Annotated in this window: 11 protein-coding genes; all 11 read left to right on the top strand. The window is 72.5% G+C overall.

The genetic code is table 11. The features are described from left to right. Positions 1-76 precede the first annotated feature (76 nt). The 11 genes from HDG69_RS05275 to HDG69_RS05325 all read left to right on the top strand — a co-directional run bounded on the left by HDG69_RS05275 (position 77) and on the right by HDG69_RS05325 (position 17,225). Positions 77-1,597 carry an ABC transporter permease subunit gene (locus tag HDG69_RS05275; RefSeq protein WP_171782666.1) on the top strand — a complete coding sequence of 507 codons (1,521 nt, stop codon included), beginning with the start codon at positions 77-79 and terminating at the stop codon, positions 1,595-1,597. A 45-nt stretch (positions 1,598-1,642) separates the two neighbouring features. After that, positions 1,643-2,551, top strand: a complete 909-nt coding sequence (locus tag HDG69_RS05280; protein WP_171782667.1) for an ABC transporter permease — start codon at positions 1,643-1,645, stop codon at positions 2,549-2,551. Next, on the top strand, positions 2,551-4,383 hold the full coding sequence (locus HDG69_RS05285) for an ABC transporter ATP-binding protein (RefSeq protein ID WP_171782668.1): 1,833 nt from the start codon (positions 2,551-2,553) through the stop codon (positions 4,381-4,383). The genes HDG69_RS05280 and HDG69_RS05285 overlap by 1 nt, the downstream gene beginning before the upstream one ends. Positions 4,384-4,386: 3 nt before the next feature. Next, entirely contained in the window at positions 4,387-7,143 is a 2,757-nt protein-coding gene (locus HDG69_RS19530) for an FtsX-like permease family protein (RefSeq protein ID WP_171782669.1), read from the top strand. Further along, a complete protein-coding gene (locus HDG69_RS05295) occupies positions 7,140-9,893 on the top strand; it encodes an FtsX-like permease family protein (RefSeq protein WP_171782670.1) in 2,754 nt (917 codons plus the stop codon). Before HDG69_RS19530 ends, HDG69_RS05295 begins: the two co-directional genes overlap by 4 nt. Positions 9,894-9,913: 20 nt before the next feature. After that, a complete protein-coding gene (locus HDG69_RS05300) occupies positions 9,914-10,795 on the top strand; it encodes an ABC transporter ATP-binding protein (protein WP_171782671.1) in 882 nt (293 codons plus the stop codon). Further along, entirely contained in the window at positions 10,792-11,505 is a 714-nt protein-coding gene (locus HDG69_RS05305; protein WP_171782672.1) for an ABC transporter ATP-binding protein, read from the top strand. The genes HDG69_RS05300 and HDG69_RS05305 overlap by 4 nt, the downstream gene beginning before the upstream one ends. A 225-nt stretch (positions 11,506-11,730) precedes the next feature. Continuing rightward, complete coding sequence (locus HDG69_RS05310; protein WP_171782673.1) at positions 11,731-13,350, top strand: ABC transporter substrate-binding protein; 1,620 nt, start codon at positions 11,731-11,733, stop codon at positions 13,348-13,350. A gap of 230 nt (positions 13,351-13,580) precedes the next feature. Continuing rightward, on the top strand, positions 13,581-14,507 hold the full coding sequence (locus HDG69_RS05315) for an ABC transporter permease (RefSeq protein WP_171782674.1): 927 nt from the start codon (positions 13,581-13,583) through the stop codon (positions 14,505-14,507). Then, a complete protein-coding gene (locus HDG69_RS05320) occupies positions 14,500-15,474 on the top strand; it encodes an ABC transporter permease (RefSeq protein WP_171782675.1) in 975 nt (324 codons plus the stop codon). Before HDG69_RS05315 ends, HDG69_RS05320 begins: the two co-directional genes overlap by 8 nt. After that, complete coding sequence (locus HDG69_RS05325; RefSeq protein WP_171782676.1) at positions 15,471-17,225, top strand: dipeptide ABC transporter ATP-binding protein; 1,755 nt, start codon at positions 15,471-15,473, stop codon at positions 17,223-17,225. Before HDG69_RS05320 ends, HDG69_RS05325 begins: the two co-directional genes overlap by 4 nt. Positions 17,226-17,285 lie beyond the last annotated feature (60 nt).

Genomic DNA, 17,285 nt, shown 5'->3' on the forward strand with positions numbered 1-17,285 from the left:
CGTCCGGTGCCCGCGACCTCCGTCCCACCGACCTGACCGGCGGCGAGCCCGTCCGCCGCCCGTGAAGGGGCACCCCGTGCTCAAGTTCATCCTCCGACGCCTCGGCATCTCGGTCCTCGTCCTGTTGCTGGCGTCGGTCCTCATCTACTGGCTCGTGACGATCTCGGGCGACCCGTTGCAGGACCTGCGCGAGTCGAACGCCGACAACGCCGCGCAGCTCATGCAGGCGCGCATCGAGCTGATGAACCTCGACCAGCCCTGGTACCAGCGCTACTGGGCGTGGCTGCAGGGCGTGGCCGGCTGCTTCACCGGCTCGTGCGACCTCGGGACCAACATCAACGGCGCCGACGTGCTGGCCCTCACCAGCCTCGCCGCCGGCTCGACCCTGCGGCTCGTCACGCTCGCCACGCTGCTCGCCATCGTCATCGGCGTCGCGCTCGGCATCCTGACCGCGATCCGTCAGTACTCCGGCTTCGACTACGCGGTGACGTTCCTCGCGTTCCTCTTCTTCTCCCTCCCCGTCTTCTGGGCAGCGGTGCTGCTCAAGGAGTACGGCGCCATCCGGTTCAACGACTGGATCGCCAGCGGCGACATGGAGCCGCCGATGGTCCTCGGCATAGCGGTCATTGCCGCGATCCTCCTGCCGGCCGTGCTCGGGGGGACGTGGAGACGGCGTCTGTACACCGGGGCGGGGACCTTCGCGTTCGTCGCCGTCGTGCTGTACGTGCTCAACATCCTCGAGTGGTACCGCAACCCGTTCTTCGGGCTGGGCATGGTCCTGCTGACCGCCGGCGGTGCCGCGGTGCTCACGACGGGCGTCGTCGCCGGCCTGGGCAACCGCCGCGTGCTCTACGGTGCGCTGACCACCGCGGTCGTCGGCACCGTGAGCTACCTGGTCTTCGCCGGCCTGCTCCTGGAACCGTCCTCGTGGTGGACGCTCATCGGTCTGTTCGTGCTCGCCGTGGCCGTCTCGATCGGCGTGGGGGCGGCGTGGGGCGGGTACGCCCGCAAGCAGGCGATGCTGGTCTCCGCCGTCACCGGCGTCCTGACCTCGTTGGTCGTGGTCTTCGACATCCTCGTCGCGAACTGGTCGGGGTTCCTGCAGCTCAAGCCGCGTCCGATCTCGACGATCGGCTCCCAGACCCCCAACTTCACCGGCGACTTCTGGGAGTCGGTGCTGGACACCGGGATGCAGCTCCTGCTGCCGACGGTCCTGCTCACCCTGATCTCGGTGGCCTCGTACTCCCGGTACACGCGGTCCTCGATGCTCGAGACGATGAACCAGGACTACGTGCGCACCGCACGGTCCAAGGGCCTGAGCGAGCGGGCGGTCATCACCAAGCACGCGTTCCGCAACGCGCTCATCCCCATCACCACGATCGTCGCGTTCGACTTCGCGAGCCTCATCGGCGGTGCGGTGATCACCGAGCGGGTCTTCGGGTGGAAGGGGATGGGTGCGCTGTTCATCGACGCGCTCAACCACGTCGACCCGGCGCCCGTCATGGCGTTCTTCCTGGTCACCGGTGTCGTTGCGATCGTGATGAACATGCTGGCCGACATCGCCTACGCCTTCCTCGACCCACGGATCCGGCGATGAGCGCGACGACCGGACCCCGTCTGCACCACCCCATCGGAGCGAGCCATGACTGATGCCGAGACCGTCACCATCGAGGAGAAGTCCTACAGCCAGGGGCAGCTCGTCCGACGGCGCTTCTTCCGTCACAAGGGTGCGATCGTCGCGATGATCGTGCTGGGACTGGTGGTCCTGGTCGCCTTCACCTCCATCGGGATCGGGCCGATCCCGGGCTGGTGGGACAAGAATCCTGTCTCCCAGTACGAGAAGGTCGGCACGGGCGCTCCCACGTGGGCCCACCCGTTCGGTCAGGACTCGATCGGCAAGGACTACTTCGCCCTCGTGATGCTCGGCACCCAGAAGTCGCTGATCATCGCGTTCGGCGTCGGGCTGATCTCGACGCTCATCGGTACCGTGGTCGGCGCGTTCGCCGGGTACTACCGGGGATGGGTCGAGTCGGCGCTCATGCGCCTGACGGACCTGCTCATCGTCATCCCCCTGCTGGTGCTCGCCGCGGTGCTCGGCAAGATCGCGAGCCCGTGGGGCATCTGGGGACTGACGCTGATGCTCGGCATCGTCACCTGGACCGGGCTGGCTCGGCTGGTGCGCGGCGAGGTGCTCTCGTTGCGCGAGCGGGACTTCGTCGTCGCGGCCACGGCCGTCGGCACCGGTGCCCAGCGGATCATCTTCAAGCACGTCCTGCCGAACGCCGTCGGGACGATCATCGTCGCGGCGACCCTGGCGATCTCGGCGGCGATCCTGCTGGAGACCTCGCTGAGCTTCCTGGGCTTCGGCGTGCAGCCGCCCGACACCTCGCTCGGTCTGCTGATCTCGCAGTACCAGACGGCGTTCACCACGCGCCCGTGGCTGTTCTGGTGGCCGGGCCTGATGATCCTCGCCATCGCCCTGAGCGTGAACTTCATCGGCGACGGGCTGCGCGACGCGTTCGACCCCCGTCAGAACAGGAGCAAGGCCTGATGCCCACCCTCGACCTCACCTCCTCCGCGGACATCGTCGCCGGTGGGGACGCCGTGCTGGCCTTCACCGATCTCCACGTCACCTTCGGCACGGAGTTCGGCGACGTCCACGCCGTCAAGGGCGTCACCCTCGAGGTGCACCCGGGCGAGGTGGTCGCCCTGGTCGGCGAGTCGGGGTCCGGCAAGTCCGTGACCTCGACGACGGCGCTGGGCCTGCTCCCGGGCAACGCCCGGGTCTCGGGCTCCGTCCGGGTCGGCGACAAGATCGTCGGAGACCTCGACCCTGCCGCGCTGCGCAAGATGCGGGGCAACGACATCGCCATGGTCTTCCAGGAGCCGATGACGGCGCTGAACCCGGTGCTGACCATCGGCGACCAGCTCACCGAGGCGCTGCAGCTGCACGGACTCGCCTATGGCAGCCAGGCGATGGCGCGCGCGGCGGAGCTGCTCGAGATGGTCGGGATCCCCGAGCCGCGGCGGCGGCTCAAGCAGTACCCGCACGAGCTGTCCGGCGGGCAGCGGCAGCGGGTCGTCATCGCGATGGCGATCTCCTGCGACCCGCGGGTGATCATCGCCGACGAGCCGACCACAGCCCTCGACGTCACGGTGCAGGCGGACATCCTCGACCTGCTGCGCTCGCTGAAGGACAAGCTCGACACCGGGATCCTGCTCATCACCCACAACATGGGCGTGGTGGCGGACATGGCCGACCGGGTCGCCGTCATGCTCAAGGGCGACCTCGTCGAGACGGGGACCGCGGAGCAGGTGCTGACGAACCCGCAGCACGAGTACACCCGGCGCCTTCTGGGCGCCGTGCCCCACCTCGGCGAGGGCTCCGGGCAGAGCGACGAGGGCGTGCGTGCCTCCGTCGAGAAGGAGAAGGTCGACGCGGCGGTCCCGGCGCTCGAGCTGGACAACCTCGTCATCGAGTACCACCGCCTGGGCAAGCCGCCGTTCCGGGCGGTCGACGACGTCTCGTTCACCGTCGGACCCGGCGAGATCGTGGGCCTGGTGGGGGAGTCCGGCTCCGGGAAGTCCACCATCGGCAAGTGCGCCCTGGGCCTCATCCCGGCGGTCTCCGGCGCGGTCCGGATCCTCGGCGAGGACTACGGGAGGCTGCGCAGGAAGCAGCTCAAGGACCTGCGCCGGCGGATCGGGGTGGTCTTCCAGGACCCGGCCGCCTCGATCAACCCGCGGTTCCCCGTCGGCGAGGCGATCGCCGAGCCGCTGGCCGTGCACCAGGTCGGTGACGCGGCCTCCCGGAAGCAGCGGGTCATGGACCTGCTGGACGCCGTCGAGCTGCCACGCTCGTTCTACAACCGGTACCCGCACGAGCTCTCGGGAGGGCAGCGTCAGCGCGTGTCCATCGCGCGTGCACTGACCCTGGAGCCGGAGCTCCTGGTGGCGGACGAGCCGACCTCGGCCCTGGACGTGTCCGTCCAGGCCGCGGTGCTGGAGATGTTCCTGTCGCTGCAGAGCGAGTTCGGCTTCGCCTGCCTCTTCGTCAGCCACGACCTGGCGGTCATCGACCTGCTGGCCCACAAGGTCGTGGTGCTCCAGAACGGCCGGATCGTCGAGCAGGGCGACCGCGACACCGTGCTGCGCACGCCCCGGGAGGACTACACGAAGCGTCTGCTGGCGGCCGCCCCCGTACCCGACCCGATCGAGCAGAAGCTGCGTCGCGAGGACCGGCACCGGCTGCTGGCCGAGCTCGGTGACGAGATCGTCGAGCTCCGCGTCGACCCGACCTCGGACCCCGAGCCGCCCGCTGGACGGAAGACCCCCGGTGCGGAGGGTGGCAACCCGCTCGGCGGAGCCTTCCACGGGGGCTGACGGGTGTTCCGGGGCGCGGCCCGCAGGGCGTGGGCGTACCGCGGCCTGCTGAGCCTGGTCGCCCTGCTCGTGGCCGTCGTCGCGGCCACGAGCGGGGTGCTCCTCGGTGCCGTCACCGGAGCGACGACGGACGCCACCCGGGAGGCGCTGTCACGGCCGGAGCCCGCGGGCCTGGTCGTGACCACCCGCGTCGCGCCGGACGCCCGGGCGCAGGACGTGCGTGTCCGGTCCGAGATCGAGGCCCTCTTCGCCGGTGCCCCGCTCGTGGTGGTCCGGTCCGAGACCCCGGACGGCACGGACACCCCGTTCGTGTCCTGGTCGCTGTCGCCTGACCTGGCCGCGCTGGCCCCCGCCGACACCGCGGGCCTCGCCGCCGGTGCACACCTTCGTGCCGTGCTGCGCGACGCGCCGGGCGTGGCCGTCCGCGGCGTCGTCGTCGAGGGCGATCTCGCCGAGCGGGCGGCAGCGGTGGCGACCGCTCAGCGGTCCGCCGGGGCCGTCTCGACGGTGCCGCTGCTGCTGCTCGTCCTGGCGGCCGGGGTGGCACTGGTCCAGGTCGCCCGCCTGCTGGCCGGTGCCCGGTCGAACGAGGTGGAGATCCTCGTGGCGCGAGGCGCGTCACCGCGCCGCCTGGCGGTGGGTGCCTTCGTCGAGGCCGGCGTCGTCGGGGTGGTCGCCGCCGGCGTGGGCGGTGCCGTGGCAGAGGTGGTGATCGCCGGACCGGGGGCGGCCGCCGTCGCGGTGGCCGCTGGGCTGACGGCGGTCGGCGCGGTGGTCGTCCTGACCCTGGTCGCGACGCTCCAGGCCCGGGCGGTCGCCCGCCGGCAGGTCGCCGACCGGTCCGGGCGGCTGCGGCACGTCGCCGCGGTCGGGACGGTGCTGGTGGTGCTCGCGGTCGCGGTGGCCGGGATGCTGCGGTTGCGCTCGCCGGGTTCGCCCCTCGTCGTGACGGCGGGCGGTGCACGCACGGACCTGCTCGCGGCCGTGGCGCCGGGCGTGGCGCTCATGGCGCTCGGCCTGGTGGTGGTCGCTCTCCTCGGTCCGGTGTCCCGGGCCGGTGCGGCGGTGGCCGCCCGGCGACCGGGCTCGACCGTCGTCCTGGCCGCCCGACAGGTGGCGCGCCGGCTGCGCGTGGTCGCGGTGGGGGTGGTGCTGCTGGTGCTCGCCGCGGGCTCCGCGGTGCTGGCCGGTGCCTTCGTCGGCACGTCGGAGCAGGCTCGTGCCGCGGTGCTCACCCAGCAGGCCGGCTCGGACGTGCGGGTGACGGTCCCCGGCGGACGTCTGACCCCGTCCGCACCGCCGCCACGGGCCGAGGCCTTCGAGGCGCTGGACGGTGTCGCGGCCGCTGTCCCGGTGCTGGTGGCCGACGCGACGGTCCAGGGGGAACCGGTCGGGCTCACCGCGCTTCCCGCGCACCGGGCGACGGCGGTGGTTCGCTCGCCCGACCACCAGGGAGCCGCTGCGTCGTGGCAGCACGACGACCCGTTCGCCGCGGCCCCCACCCTGCCGGAGGGGAGCTCCGAGCTGGTCCTGGCCCTGGAGGGCGTGGTCTCGAGCGGGACGCTCGAGGTCCAGGTCTCCGTCTGGCTCGCGGGCGACGACGGCACCGTGGCCGTCGTGGAGGCCGGCGCCGCGCAGCTCACCGAGGGCACGAGCGCCACGACCGTGACCGTCCCGCTCGGTGCGGGCACGCCGCCCGCCGCCCGGCTCGCCGCGGTGGACCTGGTGCTCGACGGCGCGCCCCACCCGCGTGACGTGTCCCTCGCCGCAGCGTCGGTCACGGCGACCACTCCCGACGGCACGGTGCCGGTGGACGTCGCCGGCGCGGTCTGGGCGACGGCGTCGGAGGCCGGTACGGCCGGCATCGTCGGCCGGGAGGACGGGACCCTCGGGCTCGATGCCGCGCTCGACGCCCCGGAGCGGTCGTCGCTGCGACTCGTGGCGACCGGTGCCGAGGGTGCTGGTGCCGTCGACGCCGTCGCGGCGGTCGTCAGCGACGCCGTCGTCGAACGCTGGGACCTGACGCTCGGGGACACGTTCCGGGCCACGACGGGCGGGGCCGGGGTGACGTTGCGGGTCGCGGACGTCGTGCCGGTCGTGCCGGGCCAGGAGTCCGCCCGCTCGGTGCTCGTCGATCTCGCCGCGCTCGACGCCGCGCTGCTGCGCACCACCGCCCATCTCCCGCGGCCGGGCGAGGTGTGGGTCGCGGTGACCGACCCCGACGACGGCGGCGCGGTGGCCAGGACCGCCACGGACGCCCGGGCCGTGGCGCAGGAACAGGCGCCCCTGGCCCAGGACGTCGAGGTCCGCACCGCCGTCGGCGACGGCCCCGACCTGGCCGCCCCCGTGCGCGAGGCCTTCGTCCTCGCCGCCGCGGGAGCGGTGGCGCTCGCGATGGTCGGCCTGGCCGTGGTGGCGGTGTCGGACCTGTCCGGTCGGCGCGCCGAGGTCGCCGTCCTGCGAGCCGCGGGCGTCGGCCCACGGTCGCAGGCGGCCGGACGCGCGCTGGAGTCCGGGGCGGTCGGTGCCGCCGCGCTGCTCGCGGGGTCCGGCGCCGGGTGGTCGGTCGCGGCCGTTGCCGTGCCCGGTCTGGTGGGGTCCGTGCTCGACGTCGCGCGCCCGGGGTTCACGGTCGACGTCGGTCTCGTGGTGGCGCTGGTCGGTGCCGCCGCCGCGGGGACGGCCGCCGTGGCCGCCGCCCTCACCTGGCGCGTCGCCGCCCAGGCGCGCGACACCGGCTACCGACCGGAGGTGCGATGAGCCTGCTGCTCCTGGTCCGCCGTCACCTCCTGGCATCCCCTGGTCCTGGGCTCGCCCTCGCCGCGGTAGCGATGCTGGCCGCGCTGGTCACCTCGACGGCGCCTCGCGCCGTCGCCGTGCTGCACGCCGACCAGCTGGTCCACGAGACCGCGCTGGCGTCCGCGGTCGCGACGGACGTGATCTCCGTGGGCCTCGCCGTGCCGGGGTACGGCGAGGGGTACGTCCCCTCGCAGGGGCCGACCCTCGACGCCTCCGGCGCGCCGCAGGTCCGCCCGCCGTCGCCGGACCTGGCCGGCTACGTCGCGGGGTTGCGCGACCTGGCAGCGTCACAGCCCGAGCCGCTCGCCGAGGTGCTCGGTGAGCCGGACCTCGTGATCTCCGGCACCCGGGTCGGCGTCGAGCGGGTGCCCGGCAACGACGTCGCGTCCCCGGGCATCGTGCTGCGCGGCGGTCCCACGGCACGTGACCACGTGGACCTCGTGACCGGCAGGTGGCCCGAGGCGACCCTGGTGCCCGTCGACCGGACCGCGATGCTGCCGGGGTCCGACGGCGTGCCCGACGTCGTGCCGGAGCCGTTGGAGGTGGCGATGTCCACGGCGTCCGCCGCCGAGCTCGGCTGGACCCTCGGCTCCGTGCACGCCACGGCCGACCAGCTCCTGCCACCGGTGGAGCTCGTGGGCCTCTGGGAGCCCCGGGACGCCGACGCCGACTACTGGGTGCACGCACCGCTGGCGGTCACGCCCGAGGTGGTGATGGACGCGAACGTCGGCAAGATCGTGACCGCCGCGGTGCTCGCCGACCCGGCCGTCGTCGGAGCCTGGACGAGCGCGCCGAGCACGCGCACGTGGTACCCCGTGGACACCCGCGCGGTGACCGCCGCCGAGGCGATGCCCCTGCTCGCCCAGCTCCGGGGCTTCACCGCCACGGTGTGGACCCCGGTCGAGGGCGACGCCGCGGTGCTCGAGCCCGCCTCGGGCCTGGTCGCGCTCCTGGAGCGCGTGCTCGGCCAGCGACAGGGAGTCGACGCCGTCGTGGCGGTGCTCGCCGTCGGCCCTCTCGGTGCCCTCGTCGCCGTCCTGCTGCTGGCGGCCCGGCTGCTGGTCGACCGGCGCCGGGACGCGCTGGTCCTGGTGCGGGCGCGCGGCGCCTCGGGTGCCCAGGTGCGGGCGGTCGTGGCGCTGGAGGGCCTGGTGGTCGGCCTCCCTGCCACTGCAGCAGGCCTTGCCGCGGGCCTGCTCGTCGTCCCGGCGCCGCTGACGGCAGGGCAGGTCGGGGTCGCGCTGGCCTGCGGCCTGGGCCCGGCGGTCGCGGCGGGTGCGGCCGCGGGGCCTGGCGGGCTGCGGGCGCGACGGAGGGACCTCGACGGCGCCCCGGGGCGGTACCGGCGGCGTCGGCTGACGGCAGAGGTCGCGGTCGTCGGGGCCGCAGCGGGCACCACGGCGCTGGCGCTCGCCCGCGGCGTGCTGAGCCTCCCGGGGGCAGGCCCGGCGGTCGACCCCCTGGTCGTCGCCGCGCCGCTGCTGCTGAGCGTGGCCGCCGCCCTCGTGGCGCTGCGTCTCGTGCCTCCGGTGGTCCGCGTCGCCGAGCGCGTGCTGGCCCGGCGTCCCGGCCTGGTGCCGTTCCTCGGTGCGGCGCGCGTGCGACGGGACGCCGCCGGAGGACTGGTGCCCGCGCTCGCTCTGGTGCTGTCGGTGGGCGTCGCCGCCTCGTCCCTCGTGCTGGCCGCCACGGTGCGAGACGGCGTCGTGCGCGAGGCATGGGGGTCGGTCGGTGCCGACCTGCGGGTGGCCGGCCCGCTCCTCGACGACGAGGCGGTCGAGGCGCTGCGGGCGGTGTCGGGGGTGACGGGGGTCGTCCCGGTGACGGACCTGGGCCGCCACCAGCTCCGCTCGGGGTCCGAGACGGTGACCGTCACGGTCTACGCGACCGACGCCGCGGCGCTCGCGGCGGTGCAGGCGGGCGCGCCCGGGGCACCGGCACGCACCGCGGACCTGACCGTGCCCGCGGGAGGCGCGCTGCCCGCCGTGGCGGCGGGCGGTCTCAGCGGTGCATGGACCACGGCCGGGGGGCCGGTGACGGTCGTGGAGGACGTGGACGAGCTGCCCGGCCTGCCGCCGTCGTCCGCGGCCCTGCTGGTCGACGCCGACCTCGCCGCCGGATGGTTCGCCGCGGCAGGCTCGCCCCGCCTCGCGCTGCTCGGGTTGGACGACGGTGCCACCGCGAGCGACCGGGCCCGCGCGGAGCGCGAGATCGCCGCGTCGCTGCCCACCGCCGTCGTCGACGACCCGTCCGCGGGGGAGGAGGCGCTGCTGGCCTCGCCCTCGGCATCGGGTCTTGCCACGGCGTTCGCCGTCGCCGTCGCCCTGTCGGCGGTGCTGAGCGCCGCGACCGTGGCGCTGGCACTCGTGCTCGCGGGGCCGGCTCGACGCCGGGTCCTGGTCGTGCTGCGCACCCTGGGGCTGCCGCAGGGCGCGGAGCGAGGGATCGTGGCCTGGGAGACGGTGCCGTGGACGGTCGCCGCGCTGCTGGCCGGAGCCGTGATCGGCGGGGTGGTGCCCGTCCTCGTCCTCGCCGCGGTCGACCTCTCGCCCCTGACCGGGGGCCACGAACCGCCACCCCTGGCCTTCGACGCGGGCTGGCTCGCTCTTCTGGCGGCCGGTCTCCTGGCCGTGGTCGCGATCGGGACGCTGGTGGCCGGAGCCGTGGGCCGCCGCCACGACGGCGTCCACCTGCGGACGGCGACCGACTGAACGATGGGAAGGAACCTGTGATGAGCGAGATCCTGTGCCGCGGCCTGGTGCGCATCTACGCCACCGACGGCGTGGAGGTCCAGGCGTTGCAGGGCCTGGACCTGCGTCTCGAGGCGGGCGAGCTGGTCGCGGTCGTGGGTGCCTCCGGTTCCGGCAAGTCCACGCTCCTGGGCATCCTGTCCGGGCTCGACACGCCCACCGGCGGGTCGGCGGTGGTCGCGGGCACGGACCTGCTGACGATGTCCGGTCGGGACCGTGTCCGCTACCAGCGACACGCCGTGGGGTTCGTCTGGCAGCAGACGTCGCGCAACCTGCTTCCGTATCTGACGGCGGCGCAGAACGTCCGGCTCGTGCTGGACCTGGGGTGGTCGCCACGGAGGGCCCGGGCGGCCCGGGTCACCGAGATGCTCGACCTGCTGGGCGTCGCGGACCTCGCGGACCGGCGTCCGGCCGAGATGTCCGGGGGGCAGCAGCAGCGCGTGGCGATCGCCGTCGCGGTGGCGAACCGGCCGCGGGTGCTGCTCGCGGACGAGCCGACCGGCGAGCTGGACGAGGCCACCAGCGTCGAGGTGCTGGAGGCACTGCGTTCCGTGAACGAGGCCACCGGGGTGACGACGTTGATCGTCACCCACGACCCGTCGGTCTCGGAGCACGTGGCCCGGACGGTGCAGATCCGCGACGGCCGCACCTCCACCGAGGTGCTGCGCCGCACCGAGACCGACGAGCAGGGCGTCGAGCGGCACGTGGCCGAGGAGTTCGCCGTGCTGGACCGGGTGGGTCGCCTGCAGCTGCCGACCGACTTCGTGGCCGCGCTCGACCTGCGCGAACGCGTGCGGCTGGCGCTGGAGCCCGACCACGTGCAGGTCCGGCCGGACCTGGCGCAGAAGGACGAGGACCGATGACGGCACCAGGCGGGACGACGACCGCGCTCACGGCGCAGGACGTGAGCCGCACCTTCGGCACCGGCGCCGCGAAGGTGCACGCCCTGCGCGCGGTGAGCCTGAGCGTCGAGGCGGGAGAGCTGCTCGTCGTGCGAGGGCCGTCCGGCTCGGGCAAGACGACGCTGCTCAACGTGCTGGGCGGGCTGGACACGCCGTCGTCGGGCCGGGTGTGGCTGGGGGAGCGGGAGCTCACCGCGATGCGACCGGACGAGGTGCTCGCGGTGCGACGCGACGAGATCGGCTACGTCTTCCAGGCCTTCGGGCTGCTCCCGGTGCTGTCCGCGGCGGAGAACGTCGAGGTGCCGCTGCGGCTGAGACGGACTCCCGGGCCGGAGCGGGCGCGCCGGGTGGCGTCCGCCCTGGAGCGGGTCGGTCTGGCCGACCACGCGCGGCAGCGACCGTACGAGCTCTCGGGCGGGCAGCAGCAGCGGGTCGGCATCGCGAGAGCCCTGGTCGCGGCACCGCGGGTGCTGCTCGCCGACGAACCCACGGGCCAGCTCGACTCCGCGACGGCTCGTCGGGTGATGGACCTGCTGCGCGAGGTGGTGCACACGCAGGGCGCCGCGGCCGTCGTGACGACCCACGATCCGGAGCTGGTGGCGCGCGCGGACCGCGTCGTCGACCTGCACGACGGTGCCCTGGCGAGCACGGCCGGCGCGCGCCGGTCGTGACGGACGCCACAGGTGGCGCACCGGAACGCGCTTGCCCTGGCCCTGGGGTTTCGTGCGCGTTCCGATCGGGTCACGATCAGGGCAGCGGGCGCAGAAGGGTGACCCGGGACACGATCGAGGGGTTAGGCTCCTTACCGCATCGTGCCACGTGCGCCCATCCGCGCACGGGTACCACCGCCACCGGACATCCATGCCGGGGGCGTGCACACCTACTCAGGAGGACACGTGACACCTCGACGACGTCTAGCAGGCATCGGGGCCTTCACCCTGGCTTCGGCGCTGCTGCTCACTGCGTGCGGAGACTCGGGCTCCGACGACGGCGACTCGACCGCTGACGGCGACGGCGCCAGCACCGGCATCGTCTCCGTGAACAGCGGCGAGCCCCAGAACCCGCTGACCCCCGGCATGACCAACGAGGTCTTCGGTGGCCTCGTGGTCAAGAACATCTACTCCGGCCTCGTCTACTACGACGCCGACGGCGCCGCGCAGAACGAGATGGCCGAGTCGATCGAGACCGACGACAACGTCACCTGGACGATCACGATCCAGGACGACTGGACCTTCTCCGACGGCACGCCGGTCACCGCCAGCAGCTTCGTCGACGCGTGGCAGTTCGTCGCGAACGTGGACAACGCCCAGAACCAGCAGTACTTCTTCAACGGCTTCGCGGGCTTCTCGTCGGAGGAGGGTTCGGACATCGCGGTCGAGGTCGTCGACGAGACGACCTTCACGGCGGAGCTCGCCGAGCCCTCGGCCGACTTCCCGCTCTGGCTCGGCTACACGGCCTTCTTCCCGATGCCCGAGGCCTTCTTCGAGGACCCGGACTCGTTCGGTCAGTCGCCGATCGGCTCCGGCCCCTACGAGCTGGAGAGCTGGGAGAACGACAGCCGCATCTCGCTCATCCCGCGCGAGGGCTACTCCGGCCCGCGCCAGCCCGCCAACGGCGGCGTCGAGATGATCGCGTACACCGAGGAGGACACGGCGTACAACGACATGCTCGACGGGAACCTCGACGTGCTGCCGAACGTGCCGTCCTCGGCCTTCGGTACCTTCGAGGACGAGCTCGGCGAGCGGGCGGTGAACCAGCCCGCGGCCCTCACGCAGGTGGTCAACGTGCCCGAGTGGCTCGAGGAGTTCCAGGGCGAGGCCGGCGTGATGCGGCGTCAGGCGATCTCCATGGCGATCGACCGCGAGACCATCACCGAGACGCTCTACAACGGCTCGCGCACCCCGGCGCACGACTTCACCTCGCCGGTTATCGACGGCTACTCGGAAGACATCCCCGGCTCGGAGATCACTGAGTACGACCCGGAGACGGCGAAGGAGCTGTGGGACGAGGCCGAGAGCATGGACCCGATCGGGGACTACACGCTCAACATCGCGTCGAACGCCGACTCCGACCACCAGGACTGGATCGACGCGGCCTGCAACACCATCCGCCAGGACCTGGGGATCGGGTGCGAGTTCGCGCCGTACACCACGTTCGACGAGTTCCTCAACGCCCGTGACTCGGGCGAGGTCGAGGGCATCTTCCGTGGTGGCTGGCAGGCCGACTGGCCCTCGATGAGCAACTTCCTGGGCCCGATCTACGGCACCGGTGCCGGCTCGAACGACGCGCTGTACTCGAACGAGGAGTTCGACGCCAAGCTGGCCGAGGCTGGCTCGGCCCCGGACACGGAGACGGCCACCGAGCTCTACAAGGAGGCTCAGGAGATCCTGTTCCAGGACGTCCCGGGCATCCCGCTGTGGTACCAGAACGCGACCGGCGGCTACGCCGACACGGTCGACAACGTCGTCTTCGGCTGGGACAGCGACCCGATCCTGTACCAGATCACCAAGGACTGACGCCCTGCTGACCGGACGCCGTCCCCGCGCCGCGGGGGCGGCGTCCTGTCGCGAGAGTTCTGCGTGGTCGGCGTCGTCCGGTACGGTCTGACGTCGACCACTCGACGCGAGGAGCCCCGGCACGTCCACCGACGCGACTCGGCTCACCGCTGCTCGCGGCCGTGGCGCCGCGACGAGACGAAACCCGTAACCTGGGGTGAACCTCCAGGTACACGAGGAGAAAACTTCCCATGCTCTGGTATCTCGGACGCAGGCTCCTGCAGGTGATCCCTGTGTTCCTGGGGGCTACCCTCCTGCTCTACGCCATGGTCTTCCTGCGACCCGGCGACCCGGTGGCCGCACTCGGTGGTGAACGTGGTCTGCCCGAGTCGGTGCAGGAACAGATCCGCGCCGACTACAACCTCGACCAGCCGTTCATCGTGCAGTACCTGCTGTTCCTGCGCGGGGTGGTGACGCTCGACTTCGGGGTCGACTTCCGTGGTCGCGAGATCACCGAGGTCATCGCCAACGCCTTCCCGGTGACGATCCAGCTCGCGCTGATGGCGTTGGTCATCGAGGCGGTCTTCGGGATCGGCTTCGGTCTCTTCGCAGGCATGCGCAAGGGCGGGATCTTTGACGGCACGGCCCTGGTGATCAGCCTCCTCTTCATCGCGGTCCCGACGTTCGTGGTCGGCTTCGTCATGCAGATCGTCGTCGGTGTCCAGCTCGGCTGGCTGCCCGTCAGTGCCGGGCGTGATCCCGACTTCGTCAGTCTGCTCATGCCCGCGTTGGTGCTCGCGGCGGTCTCCTTCGCCTACGTGCTGCGCCTCACCCGCACCTCGGTAGCGGAGAACCTGTCGGCCGACTACGTGCGGACCGCGCGGGCGCGCGGCCTGAACCGCTCCCAAGTGACGGGCCGCCACGTGCTGCGAAACTCGCTCATCCCCGTGGTGACGTTCCTCGGCGCGGACATCGGAGCGTTGATGTCCGGCGCGATCATCACCGAGGGCATCTTCAACATCAACGGCGTGGGCGGCACGCTCTACGACGCGATCATCCGCGGCGAGAGCGTCACCGTCGTCTCGCTGACCACCGTGCTGGTGCTGGTCTACATCGGGGCGAACCTCCTGGTGGACCTGTTGTACGCCGCCCTCGACCCGAGGATCCGCTATGCCTGAGAACCGCTACGAGAACCCGGGCGGCTCGGCGACGCCGCGCCCGGGGCAGGAACGCTACGTCGCCCCGGTCGACGAGGGCGGTCTCGGCGCCGTCGACGCGGTGCGGACCGACGACGCCCCGACCAGCCTCTGGCGGGACGCCTGGCTCCAGATGCGGAGCCGGTGGCTGTTCTGGGTGTCGGCCGTGATCATCGTGCTCGTGGTGATCGTCGCCGCCTTCCCCGGACTGTTCACCACGCTGAGCCCGCGGGTGTGCAACCTCTCCCAGGCGCTCGAGCCGCCGCAGCCGGGACACCCCTTCGGGTTCGATCGCCAGGGCTGCGACATCTACACGCGCACGATCTTCGGTGCGCGGGCCTCGGTCGTGGTCGGCGTGCTCGCGACCACGATGGTCGTGGTCTTCGGCACGGCGGTGGGCGCGATCGCGGGCTACTACGGCAAGTGGTTCGACACGATCCTGAGCCGCATGACGGACATCTTCTTCGCCATCCCGCTGGTGCTCGCGGCCATCGTCATCATGTCGGTCACGACCAACCGCACCTCCTTCACGGTGGCCTTCGTGCTGGCGTTGTTCGGGTGGCCACAGATCGCCCGGATCACGCGTGGCACGGTGCTGTCCGTGAAGAACAACGAGTTCGTCACGGCGGCGAAGTCCCTCGGCATGGGCCGGGGAAGGATCTTGTGGCAGCACGTGCTGCCGAACTCCGCGGCTCCGATCATCGTCTACGCGACGGTCGCGCTCGGACAGTTCATCGTCGCCGAGGCGACCCTGAGCTTCCTGGGCATCGGCCTGCCGCCGTCGACGGTCTCCTGGGGCGGTGACATCTCCGCGGCGCAGGGAGCGATCCGCACCGCGCCGGAGATCCTCCTCTACCCGGCCGGAGGCCTGGCACTGACGGTGCTCGGCTTCATGATGATGGGCGACGTCGTGCGCGACGCCCTCGACCCGAAGGCTCGCAAGCGATGACCACCCAGTTCCCCGTGACGAACGAGGGCGCCGACGGCACCACAGGTCCCGCGCCCGTCGACACCAGTACGCCGCTGCTCGAGATCCACGACCTGGAGATCTCGTTCACCACCGGGTCCGGCGAGGTCCAGGCGGTCCGCGGCGCGGACCTGACCGTCTACCCCGGCCAGAGCGTCGCGATCGTCGGCGAGTCGGGCTCCGGCAAGTCGACGACGGCCGCCGCGATCATCGACCTGCTGCCGGGCACCGGCAAGATCACGGGTGGTTCCATCCGCTTCGACGGGCGCGAGCTCGTCGGGGCGCCCCGCGCCGAGAAGGAGGCCCTGCGGGGCCGGGCGATCGGGCTGGTCCCACAGGACCCGATGTCCAACCTCAACCCCGTGTGGCGGATCGGCACGCAGGTCGAGGAGGCCCTCAAGGCCAACGGCTTCAAGGGGTCCAAGGCCGACCTGCGTGCACGGGTCGCCGAGGTGCTCGCCGAGGCCGGCCTGCCGGACGCGGCGCGCCGTTCCCGGCAGTACCCTCACGAGTTCTCCGGGGGCATGCGCCAGCGCGCGCTCATCGGGATCGGGCTGGCCGCCCGGCCGCAGCTCCTCATCGCCGACGAGCCCACCTCCGCGCTGGACGTCACCGTCCAGCGGCAGATCCTCGACCACCTCGAGGGCATGACTCGTGACCTCGGGACGGCGTTGCTGTTCATCACGCACGACCTGGGGCTGGCGGCCGAGCGCGCCGAGCACCTGCTGGTGATGTTCAAGGGCAAGGTCGTCGAGTCAGGCCCGGCCCGCGAGATCCTCGCCGACCCGCGGCACCCGTACACGCAGCGGCTCGTGGCCTCTGCGCCGTCACTGGCGTCGCGCCGCATCCAGACGGCGCACGTCCACGGCGAGGAGTCCCCGGAGCTGCTCGCGCACCACGCGGACGAGCCTCCGGCGGCGGGGCCGGCCACCGTGGTCGAGACGAAGAACCTCTCGAAGGTCTTCCAGATCCGCGGGCCGCGTCCGGGCTCCTCGACCGACTTCACCGCGGTGGACGACGTCTCGTTCACGCTCGGCCGGGGGCGCACGCTCGCCATCGTGGGGGAGTCGGGCTCCGGCAAGTCCACCGTGGCCAACATGGTGCTGGGCCTCCTGGAACCGACCTCGGGCAGCGTCGAGTTCGACGGCGTCGACCTCGCGTCGTTGAACGCCAAGGAGGCGTTCGCGTTCCGCCGCCGTGTCCAGCCGGTGTTCCAGAACCCCTACGGCTCGCTCGACCCCATGTTCTCGATCTTCCGCTCGATCGAGGAGCCGCTCCGTCTGCACTCCGTCGGATCGGCGAAGGAGCGCGAGGCGCGCGTGCGCGAGCTGCTCGACATGGTCTCCCTGCCGCAGTCCGCCATGCGCCGGTTCCCGAACGAGCTCTCGGGCGGTCAGCGTCAGCGCATCGCCATCGCCCGCGCGCTGGCTCTCAAGCCGGAGGTGATCGTCCTCGACGAGGCGGTCTCGGCCCTCGACGTGCTGGTCCAGGCGCAGGTGCTCGACCTGCTCGGCGACCTGCAGACCGAGCTCGGGCTGAGCTACCTGTTCATCACGCACGACCTGGCCGTGGTCCGGCAGATCGCCGACGACGTCGTCGTCATGCAGAACGGGAAGGTCGTCGAGCAGGCCACCACCGACGAGGTCTTCGACTCCCCGCGCGAGCAGTACACCCGCGACCTGCTCGCGGCGATCCCGGGTGCCGGGCTCGTCGGCGACGAGATCGCCGGCTGACGAGCTGCTGCACGTCGTCGCAGCGCACGCCGTCGGCCGGCACCGCCCGGGCCGACGGCG

This window comes from Isoptericola halotolerans (assembly GCF_013149785.1).
Lineage (GTDB): Bacteria > Actinomycetota > Actinomycetes > Actinomycetales > Cellulomonadaceae > Isoptericola > Isoptericola halotolerans.

Bases quoted from the DNA above. Each gene is read 5' to 3' on its own strand.
- HDG69_RS05280 (WP_171782667.1), top strand. From the start codon at position 1,643: ATGACTGATGCCGAGACCGTCACCATCGAGGAGAAGTCCTACAGCCAG.
- HDG69_RS05285 (WP_171782668.1), top strand. From the start codon at position 2,551: ATGCCCACCCTCGACCTCACCTCCTCCGCGGACATCGTCGCCGGTGGG.
- HDG69_RS05295 (WP_171782670.1), top strand. From the start codon at position 7,140: ATGAGCCTGCTGCTCCTGGTCCGCCGTCACCTCCTGGCATCCCCTGGT.
- HDG69_RS05300 (WP_171782671.1), top strand. From the start codon at position 9,914: ATGAGCGAGATCCTGTGCCGCGGCCTGGTGCGCATCTACGCCACCGAC.
- HDG69_RS05305 (WP_171782672.1), top strand. From the start codon at position 10,792: ATGACGGCACCAGGCGGGACGACGACCGCGCTCACGGCGCAGGACGTG.
- HDG69_RS05315 (WP_171782674.1), top strand. From the start codon at position 13,581: ATGCTCTGGTATCTCGGACGCAGGCTCCTGCAGGTGATCCCTGTGTTC.
- HDG69_RS05320 (WP_171782675.1), top strand. From the start codon at position 14,500: ATGCCTGAGAACCGCTACGAGAACCCGGGCGGCTCGGCGACGCCGCGC.
- HDG69_RS05325 (WP_171782676.1), top strand. From the start codon at position 15,471: ATGACCACCCAGTTCCCCGTGACGAACGAGGGCGCCGACGGCACCACA.